The following is a 10,132-nucleotide window of genomic DNA, read 5'->3' as shown; positions in this document are numbered from 1 at the left end:
GCAACAAATTTATACATTTTATTTAAAATTATTTTATTATTTATTTTTTGAATTTTAATAGGCTTTAATTCTTGCTCTGAAATTTTAACAGCTAAAAATTTCAACAAATCTCAGAGCTTATAAAAATAGATAAATATTTAAAAAAATTGTATAATAAATTAGTTAGCTTATAAAATTATTGAGGAAGGTAAGATAATGGAAGAAAATACAAAACAAAATAAGAAAATTAAAAAAGAAAGGATAAAAAAACTAATAGAAAACTTATCTGAAAATCTACAAGAAAGAGAAAAAATTATAGCTCCAACACTATTAGCTACTTTAATAGATGAAAGCATCTTTTTTTATGGTCCGCCTGGGACTGGGAAAAGCCTTATTGCTAGAAGAATGAGTGAAGTATTTCATAATCAAATATACTTTGAATATCTTTTACATAAATTTAGCACACCAGATGAAATCTTTGGTCAAGTATCTATAGCCGAGTTAAAAAAAGATAATTACAAAAGATTAACAGAAGGCTTTTTACCCACTGCGACTTTTGCATTTTTAGATGAAATTTGGAAATCTAGCCCCGCTATTTTGAATACATTACTTACAATTCTTAATGAAAAGACTTTTAAGAATGGAAATGTGGTAGAAAAAGTTCCATTAAGAGTTATTATTGCAGCATCTAATGAAGTTCCTTCTGTCAATCAAGGTTTAGAGGCATTATATGATAGATTTTTATTAAGAATATTTGTTTTACCGATAATAAAAAAAGATAATTTTAAAAATCTAATAAATTCTAAATTAGTAAAAAGCAAAATAAATATACCAGAGGAATTAAAAATAGACCTAGCTGAAATAAAAAAATGGAAGGAAGAAATAGAAGATGTAAAAATAACTGAGGAAACTTTAAATATAATATGGATTTTAAGAGATGCCTTTCAAAAGCAATTTCAAGAATTGGGGAATTATATATCAGATAGAAGGTGGAAAAAAATAGCATATCTTTTAAAAGCCTCTGCTTATTTCTGTGATCGAGGCTCTACAAATTTAACTGATTTGTTATTATTAAAACATTGTTTATGGACAACTGAAGATAATAAAGTAAAGATTGATAGAGTTATAGAAGACACAATAAGAGATAACTCTTATACTTTAACTGATAACTTACTAATTTTTGATAAAAAAATAGAAAAATTAGAAAAGGAAATAACTTATAAACTTTATTATACAGAGGATGTCTATGAAACTGAGCATATAAATGGAAAGGAATATTTTAAAGTTAAAAGAAAGGAAACAGCTTCTTCTAAAGACTTTGAGTTTTATATAAGTAAAGATTATATGAAAAGTAAAAATAATTTCAATCCTGTTGATAAAAATGGAATTATACTAAATGGAATAAGCTGTAATTTTACAAGTCCAAATTCTTGTAACATAAGAACTTTTATAAATAATTCATGGCAAGAAAAAGAAAAATTTCGTCCTCTAATTCTTCACTATAGAGGAAACAAGAGAAAGGATATAGATGAGAATCTAAAAAAAGAACTAAAAACAGCTGCATTAGAGCTAAAGGAAAAGTGTGAAAAACTTTTAGATAGTACAAATTTATATTTGGAAAATTACAAGATAGAAATGGATAACCCTTTTGTAACAGAAAGGGAATTAAAAATTCCAATAGAAGGAATAAATAAGCTTATAGATGATATAAAATTAAGGAAATTAAATTGTGAAAGATTGGAAGCTTTAATATGAGAATAGCTGAAAAAATAATAAAAAAAATAGAAAAAAATATAGAACGCGAGATAGAGATAGGATTTAAAAAATATTTAATTCCAGATGACGAGGCTTTGAATAATTACATAAAAAGAGAGGAAAGAGCTTTTTTAGAAGAAAAAAAAGAAAAAATATCTGAAATTTTTCCCTTTAATAAAGATATAAATGACTTTGAAGAGTTTTTAAATAATGAAAAAAATTCAATTTCTAAAAAAGAAGTGGATAAATTAGAGAATATAAGCTTAAAAGCTGGATTACCTTTTCAGAGAAAATGGTGGGACAATAAGATTTCTGATAAAAACCTAAATTCTTTAATAGAAAATGAATGGGAAAAAAATTTAAATTACTTAACTGAATCTTGGGAAGCCGAACAATTAAGATTAATTAGAAAAGAAATAATAGAAAGATTTCAAGATAAAATAGAAAAAATAAAAGAATTAAAAGATATCATCATTCTTTTAGATTTTGGAACAGGCGTACTATGGAATTTATCAGAGGAAAGCATAATAAATAGTAATGTAAAAACTTTGGTAGACTGGGTCGAACATATAAAAAATAATAAAGATATCAAAGCCCTATGTGACTTACTTGGAAGATTAAGAATTTATAATGAAAACTTAAAAAAACAAAATCATTCATCCATAGACGAAGATATAGCTATACCTAAAATAAATTCTAAAGAGGAAATAAGCAGAGTAAAATTAGGAAATTCAATAGAAGCTCTGTTACCAAATGAGCTATCTCTATTAAATAACAGTGATTTAGAAATTTTATTTGATTTGAAATTTGTTGAAAATAAATTGATGGTATATGATTTTCAAGGCTCAGAACATATAAAAAAAGAAGAGGAAAAAGAAAAAAATCAAAGTAAGGAAATAGAAGGTAAGGGACCTATAATAATTTGTTTAGATACAAGTGGCTCTATGTCAGGAAGTAGAGAAATGATTGCTAAAGCAATATCATTTTGCATAATTTCAAGAGCTATTTCTGAAAAAAGATTATGTTTACTTATAAATTTTTCTATCAAAATAGAACTTACGGAATTTAATAAAATAAGTAGTTTTTCAGAAATTTTTGAATTTTTAACAAAATCTTTTTATGGTGGAACTGATGCACTTCCAGCCTTAAATTATTCGCTGGATACTCTTGAAAAAGAGGAATATAGTGGAGCCGATATACTTATGATATCAGATTTCCTTTTAGATTCAGTGGATGAAAGGACAGAGGAAAGAATAAAAGAATCTAAAAAAAGAAAAAATAGATTCTATTCAATAGCAATTGGAAATCTGAATATGGAAGAAAAATTAAAAAACTTGTTTACAAAACAATGGTCATATAATCCTAAAACTGCTAGCATAGAATTATTAAATGAAATTGCATTTGAATATGAATCAAAATAGAAAGAGAGTGAGATAAAGTTCACACACTTGAAATTTTAACTCACTCTCTAAAATATTCTTATTGGAAATTTTTTAAATTTTCCTTTAATTTTTCAATCTTATCCTGATATTCTTTTTTTATTCTAAGTTCTCTATCAATTATATGTTGAGGCGCCTTAGAAGTAAATTTATCATCAGATAATTTTCTATTTACTGGTTCTAAATCTTTTTCTAATTTAGCAAGCTGTTCATTTATTTTTTTTATTTCTGCCTCATTATTTAAAAGACCTGTTAATATCATATATACTGATGAAGCTCCAGATACTCTTAAAGAACTTTGGCTAGGAGCTTCTATATTAGTTCCATAAATTAAACTATCTAAATTAGCCAATTTTTTTATAAACAGTTCATTTTTTTGTAATGTTTCTAATTCTTTATTATTAGAGCTTACAATAACTACTTTTGCCGCTTTTCCTGGCGAGATTCCTTTTTCTGCTCTTATATTTCTTAGTGATGACACCACATCTTTTATATAATCAAAAGATTTTTCAATATCTATATTTATAAAATTTTCATTTGATTTAGGATATTGTTGAATCATTATAGTAGAGGCTTCAACTTTTAATTTTTGCCAAATTTCTTCAGTTATAAAAGGCATAAACGGATGAAGTAATCTCATTCCTGCTTCTAAAATAGTCCATAATATATATTGAGCTGTTATCTTTGATATTTTTTTATCTTCATCATTATTATAAAGCCTTATTTTTGCTATCTCTACATACCAATCACAAAAATCTCCTCTTAAAAATTCATAAACTGCTTTTGCAGCATTATCAAGCTCAAATTTTTCTAAGTATTCTTTAACCTCTCCTGCCGTTTTATTTAATTTTGAAATTATCCACTTATCAACAAGTTCTAAGTCTAAGTTATTTTTATCTACAGAGCTGATATTAAAATCTTCAAGGTTCATAAGAACAAATCTTGCTACATTCCAAATTTTATTTGCAAAATTTCTTCCCATCCCCAAAAGATCAGTTGAAAAATGTACATCTTGCCCTTGAGAAGTATTATATATCATAGAAAATCTTATAGCATCTACACCAAATTCTTTTATTAAATCAAGTGGATCTGGAGAATTTCCTAAAGATTTTGACATCTTTCTCCCTATTTCATCTCTTACAATTCCATGAAAAAATACATTTTTAAAAGGTATTTGTTTCAACTCATATAAACCAAACATTATCATTCTAGCAACCCAGAAAAATATTATATCAGCACCTGTTACTAAGGTATTTGTCGGATAGAAAAGCTCCAGTTCCTTTGTTTTTTCTGGCCAACCCATGGTAGAAAATGGCCACAGGGCAGATGAAAACCAAGTATCTAATACATCATCTTCTTGCTTCAATTCCACTTCATATCCATAATGAGCTAAAGCTTGTTTTTTTGCTTCATTTTCATCTATTGCAACAAATATTTTTTGGTCAGGACCATACCAAGCAGGTATTCTATGTCCCCACCAAATTTGCCTTGAAATGCACCAGTCTCTGATATTTTCTAACCAATTATAATAAATTTTTTCCATTCTTTTAGGGAGAATTTTTATCTCACCACTTTTCACAACCTCAAGTGCCTTCTCTGCAAGAGGTTTCATTTTTACAAACCATTGCTGTGAAATTCTTGGCTCAACAACAGTTTCACATCTATAACATCCTCCAACTGCATGATGCAGATGTTCTTTTTTCACTAAATATCCTTGCTCTTTTAAATCTTTTTCTATTGCTTTTCTCGCTTCAAATCTATCAAGCCCTGCATATTTTGAGTATTCATCTGTTATTTTCCCAGTTGCTGTTAACATATTTATTATAGGCAAATTATATTTTTTTCCTAAATTAAAATCATTAGGGTCATGAGCTGGAGTTATTTTTAATGCTCCTGTTCCAAATTCTTTTTCTACATATTCATCAGCTATTACAGGAATTTCTCTGGCAACAAGTGGTAAAATTAAAGTTTTTCCTATTAGATGCCCATACCTCTCATCTTCAGGGTGAACCGCAACTGCCACATCGGCAAGCATAGTTTCGGGCCTTGATGTTGCTATTACTATATATTCATCAGAATTTTTAACTGGATATTTTAAATACCATAAATGTCCATCTTTTTCTTCGTGATTCACCTCATCATCTGCAAGAGCTGTTCCACAAGAAGGACACCAGTTTATCATATATTCACCTTTGTAAATAAGTCCATCATTATATAGATGAACAAAAATTTGCCTTACTGCATGAGAAAGTCCTTCATCCATAGTAAATCTTTCTCTATCCCAGTCAAGTGAAGCTCCTAATTTTCTAAGCTGCTCAGTTATTATGCCACCATATTTTTCTTTCCATTCCCAAGTCATTTCTATGAATTTTTCTCTGCCTATATCCTCTTTCTTTAAACCCTGCTCAGCTAATTTTCTTTCTACTTTATTTTGAGTGGCTATACCTGCATGATCACAACCTGGCATCCATAAGGTATTTTTTCCCGTCATCCTATTATATCTAATCAGTGTATCTTGAATAGAATTATTTAAAATATGCCCCATATGCAAAATTCCTGTGACATTAGGTGGAGGAATTACTATGGAATAATTTTCCTTAGCTTCATCTAAGCTAGCAGTAAAATACTTAGCTTCCTCCCAAATTTTATACCACTTTTCTTCTATTTGATTAGGCGAATAACTTTTATTTAATTCATTCATTTTCTATCTCCTTGTTAAGCTCATCTTCCATAAATTTCAGTATTTCTTCTCTACCTTTATTAGTATGCGATGAATGAAAAAATACATCTTCATTTTCAAAAATTAATCTTGTCCTGATTTCTTTTAGCTGTCTAAATTTTTCATTATTTGAAAGTTTATCTATTTTTGTAAAAATGATTTTATAATTCATACTATTGTATTCCAACCATTTCAACATTTCAATGTCATCTTCACTTGGAACTCTTCTTATATCCAACAAAACAAAAATAAGTTTTTTTCGTTTACTTGCTATATATCTCTCCATAGTCTGTCCCCATTGCTTTTTCATCTCTTTAGGAACTTTTGCAAAGCCATAACCTGGTAAATCAACTATATAAAATTCATCATTGATTAAAAAATAATTTATAAGTTGTGTTCTTCCAGGTGTTTTACTTGTTCTTGCAAGTTTTAGTCTTGATGTTAAGCTGTTTATAAGAGAAGATTTCCCAACATTTGATCTTCCTACAAAAGCAAATTCTAACTTATTTAATTCTTCTGGATAGTCTTTTTCATATACTGCTGACTTAACAAAGTCTGCTTTTTTTATTTTCATAATTAACCTCTTTTATTTTGTAAAAACAAGTTTTGCAACATCATCATAAGTTTTTGCAAAATATATAGTCATTATAGCCTTTAACTCTTCTGGTATTTCATCTACATCTTTTCTATTGTCATCAGGCAAAATAACTTCTTTAATTCCAGCTCTGTGAGCACCTATAACTTTTTCTCTAACTCCACCAATAGCTAAAACTTCTCCTGTTATTGTAATTTCTCCTGTCATAGCAATATCCTGTCTTACTTTTTTATTTGTAAGAACTGATATTATTGCAGTAGTTATAGTTATACCTGCTGAAGGACCATCCTTTGGAGTTGCTCCTTCTGGGAAGTGTAGATGTATATTTCTATCCTTGAAGAAATTTTCATCTTTAGGAATGTATTTCTTTAAATTTGCTTTTACATAAGTCATTGCAACTTGTGCTGATTCCTTCATTACATTTCCTAAAGTCCCTGTAAGAGTTACATCACCTTTTCCTGCTACATCAACACCTTGTACATCAAGCGTCACTCCTCCTACAGCTGTCCATGCCAGTCCATTTACAACGCCTATCTTCCCAACAGCTTTTTTTGTTTTTTCAGGTCTAAATTTAGCCTTACCTAAATATTTTTCCAAATCATTAGCCTTTATATTAAATTTTTTAATATCTTTTTCAACAACTTCTCTTGCAAGCTTTCTACAGATATTAACAATTTCTCTCTTTAAATTTCTTACTCCCGCTTCTCTTGTATATTCATCTATCAATTTAAATAGAACTTTGTCAGAAATTTTTACTTCAACTTTATCAAGTCCATTTTCTCTCTTAGCCTGTTTTAATAAATAATTTTGAGCAATATGTACTTTTTCAAATTCAGTATATGATGATAGATTTAATATCTCCATTCTATCTCTAAGAGGTGCAGAAACATTTCTTAAGTCATTAGCAGTTGCTACAAAAAATACTTTAGACAAGTCGAATGCTAGATCTATATAGTGATCCTCAAAATGTTTGTTTTGCTCTGGATCTAAAACTTCAAGCATAGCAGAAGCTGGATCTCCTTTAAAATCATTAGACATTTTATCTATTTCGTCAAGCAAGATAACAGGATTATTAGTTCCCGCTTCCTTCATAGCTCTCATAATTTTTCCAGGCATAGAACCTACATAAGTTCTTCTATGACCTCGAATTTCTGCTTCATCTCTTACTCCACCTAAAGAGACTCTTACAAATTTCCTTCCCATAGACTCAGCTATTGACTTTACAAGTGATGTCTTACCTATACCTGGAGGTCCAGAAAGACATAAAATTACACCATTCATAGATGGATTTAATTTTTTTACAGCCAAATAATCTAAAACTTTTTCTTTGGCATCTTTAAGTCCATAATGATCCCTTTCCAATATTGAAGAGGCCTTTTTTAAATCTAAAACATCTTTTGTAGTCTTTCCCCATGGTAAATCTAAAACAGCTTCTATATAATTTCTTGTAACTGATGATTCTGCAGAGAAAGGTTGCATCTTAGTAAGTTTTTTTAGCTCAGCTTCCAATTTTTCTTTGACATTTTTAGGAAGCTTTGTATTTTCTAGCCTTTCTACAAGTTCTATGATGTCATCATCCTGAGAAAAATCTCCCAATTCTTCTTTCATAACAGAGATTTTTTCTTTCAAATAATAAGCTCTTTGTGCTTCATTCATTTTATTTTTTACTTTATCATCTATAACCTTTTCAAGTGAAGCTATTTCCATTTCAGCTATTATATTATCTAAAATTTTATATCCTCTATCTTTTACATTTGTTATTTCCAATAACTCCTGCTTTTTATCAGATGATATATTTAGATTAGAAGCCATTATATCAAAACCATTTGAAAAATTTTCTATATTCTTTAAATTTAATATTAAATCAGATGAAAACTTCCCTATAGTACTTACATATTTTTCAAATTTTGAAAAAACCTTTCTATATATTGCCTCTGTTTCCACTCCAGTAGCTGCTGTTTCTTTTATAGAGCTATAAGTTGCTACATATTCATTTTCAATTGTTTCAATACTTTTTATTTTTATTCTGCTTTCAGCTTCAACAATAACTTTTATATTATTATTTGGTATTTTTATTATTTGTAATATGTTTGCTAAAACACCAACCTCATAGATATCTCCATCAAAAGTTGGGTTCTCCTGAGTTGGATCTTTTTGTAGTCCCAATACAAGTTTAGTTTTATTTGCAACAGCTTTCTCTAAAGTAGTTATGCTATTTGCTCTTCCTACATATATAGGTGTAACTACTCCAGGAAATATAACTAAATCTCTAACTGGTAAAAAAGGTGTTTTTGTCATGATTCCTCCTTGTTACTAAATTTTGTAATCTATCTTTGCTTTTTTATAATCATCTATAGTTTCTTTAGTTATAGTAATTTTTCTTATGTCATTTTTTGAAGGGATTTCATACATTAAGTCAAGCATTGTATGCTCTATTATCGCTCTAAGACCCCTTGCTCCTATTTTTCTTTTAAGTGCTCTATTTGCAATTTCTACCAATGCTTCCTCAGTAAACTCTAAGTCTATTCCTTCTAACTTACAAAGTTTTTTATATTGCTTTACTATAGCATTTTTAGGTTTAGTTAGTATGTTTATCATAGCCTGTTCATCTAGGTTATCCAAAGTTGAAATTATTGGTAATCTTCCTACAAGCTCTGGGATAATTCCTTGCTTTACTAAATCTTCAGGAAGAACCTTCTTAAAAAATTCTCCCTCTGTTCCTACTTCATCTTTTTTGGATACTTCTGCACCAAAACCTAAAACTTTTTTATTTGTTCTTGCCTTTATAAGTTTTTCTAAACCTTCAAAAGCTCCACCAACTATAAAAAGTATATTTTTAGTATCTATCTCTATCAACTCTTGGTTTGGATGCTTTCTTCCCCCTTGAGGTGGAACCTGAGATTTTGTTCCTTCTATAATTTTCAAAAGTGCTTGTTGGACTCCTTCTCCTGAAACATCTCTAGTTATTGAAACATTTTCTGATTTTCTTGCTATTTTATCAAATTCATCTATATAGATTATTCCTCTTTCAGCACTTTCAATATCATAGTCACATGCCTGAATCAGTCTAACTAGAACATTTTCAACATCATCTCCCACATAGCCTGCCTCAGTAAGTGTTGTGGCATCTGCTATAGCAAAGGGAACGCTTAATATTCTAGCCAGTGTTTGTGCTAATAATGTTTTTCCAGAACCTGTTGGACCTATAAGTAAAACATTTGACTTCTGTAGCTCAACTCCATCATCATCTTCGGAACTATTTAAAATCCTTTTATAGTGATTGTACACAGCAACAGATAAGACTTTTTTAGCTTCTTCTTGCCCTATTACATATTCATCTAATCTTTCTTTTATTTCCATTGGTTTTAAAAGCTTTATATCACTTAAGCTCTTTTTATTTTCTAAATATTTATTATCCTCATACTCCTCCAAAAGTTCATAACAGTTTTCAACACAGTTATCACAAATTAAAACTCCATTATTTCCTGCAAATAACTTGAAAACTTCTCTTTCTGTCCTACCACAGAATGAACATTTGTCCATAATTTCTCCTTTCTTGAAAGTGCTACAGAACTAAATTATTTTCTAAAAGTCTGTATAAATCTAATTTTTAAATAATAATCTTTAGCCTATAATCTATTAATA

At 28.9% G+C, this 10,132-nt stretch carries 6 protein-coding genes; 2 read left to right on the top strand and 4 right to left on the bottom strand.

Annotation, left to right across the window (positions count from 1 at the left end; genetic code table 11):
• Positions 1-195: 195 nt before the first annotated feature.
• Together Q4A58_RS00365 and Q4A58_RS00360 are read left to right on the top strand one after the other, a co-directional pair.
• The gene (locus tag Q4A58_RS00365) at positions 196-1,734 is read left to right on the top strand and encodes an AAA family ATPase (protein WP_303115385.1); all 1,539 of its coding nucleotides are present in this window, start codon (positions 196-198) and stop codon (positions 1,732-1,734) included.
• The gene (locus Q4A58_RS00360; RefSeq protein ID WP_303115383.1) at positions 1,731-3,155 is read left to right on the top strand and encodes a hypothetical protein; all 1,425 of its coding nucleotides are present in this window, start codon (positions 1,731-1,733) and stop codon (positions 3,153-3,155) included. Before Q4A58_RS00365 ends, Q4A58_RS00360 begins: the two co-directional genes overlap by 4 nt.
• Before the next feature lie 58 nt (positions 3,156-3,213).
• On the opposite strand, the gene Q4A58_RS00355 is transcribed toward Q4A58_RS00360, so the two are convergent.
• The 4 genes from Q4A58_RS00355 to clpX are packed head-to-tail and all read right to left on the bottom strand — an operon-like array spanning position 3,214 to position 10,030.
• On the bottom strand, positions 3,214-5,874 hold the full coding sequence (locus tag Q4A58_RS00355) for a valine--tRNA ligase (protein WP_303115382.1): 2,661 nt from the start codon (positions 5,872-5,874) through the stop codon (positions 3,214-3,216).
• On the bottom strand, positions 5,867-6,466 hold the full coding sequence (yihA, locus tag Q4A58_RS00350) for a ribosome biogenesis GTP-binding protein YihA/YsxC (protein ID WP_303115381.1): 600 nt from the start codon (positions 6,464-6,466) through the stop codon (positions 5,867-5,869). Before yihA ends, Q4A58_RS00355 begins: the two co-directional genes overlap by 8 nt.
• A gap of 12 nt (positions 6,467-6,478) precedes the next feature.
• Positions 6,479-8,785: an endopeptidase La gene (gene lon, locus Q4A58_RS00345; RefSeq protein ID WP_303115379.1), complete on the bottom strand. Its 2,307-nt coding sequence runs from the start codon at positions 8,783-8,785 to the stop codon at positions 6,479-6,481.
• A gap of 15 nt (positions 8,786-8,800) precedes the next feature.
• On the bottom strand, positions 8,801-10,030 hold the full coding sequence (clpX, locus tag Q4A58_RS00340; RefSeq protein WP_303115378.1) for an ATP-dependent Clp protease ATP-binding subunit ClpX: 1,230 nt from the start codon (positions 10,028-10,030) through the stop codon (positions 8,801-8,803).
• Between the last annotated feature and the right edge of the window lie 102 nt (positions 10,031-10,132).

It is taken from the genome of Fusobacterium sp., assembly GCF_030528405.1.
Lineage (GTDB): Bacteria > Fusobacteriota > Fusobacteriia > Fusobacteriales > Fusobacteriaceae > Fusobacterium.
Note: the sequence above shows the minus strand (reverse complement) of the source record. Positions and strands in the feature narration are given on the sequence as shown.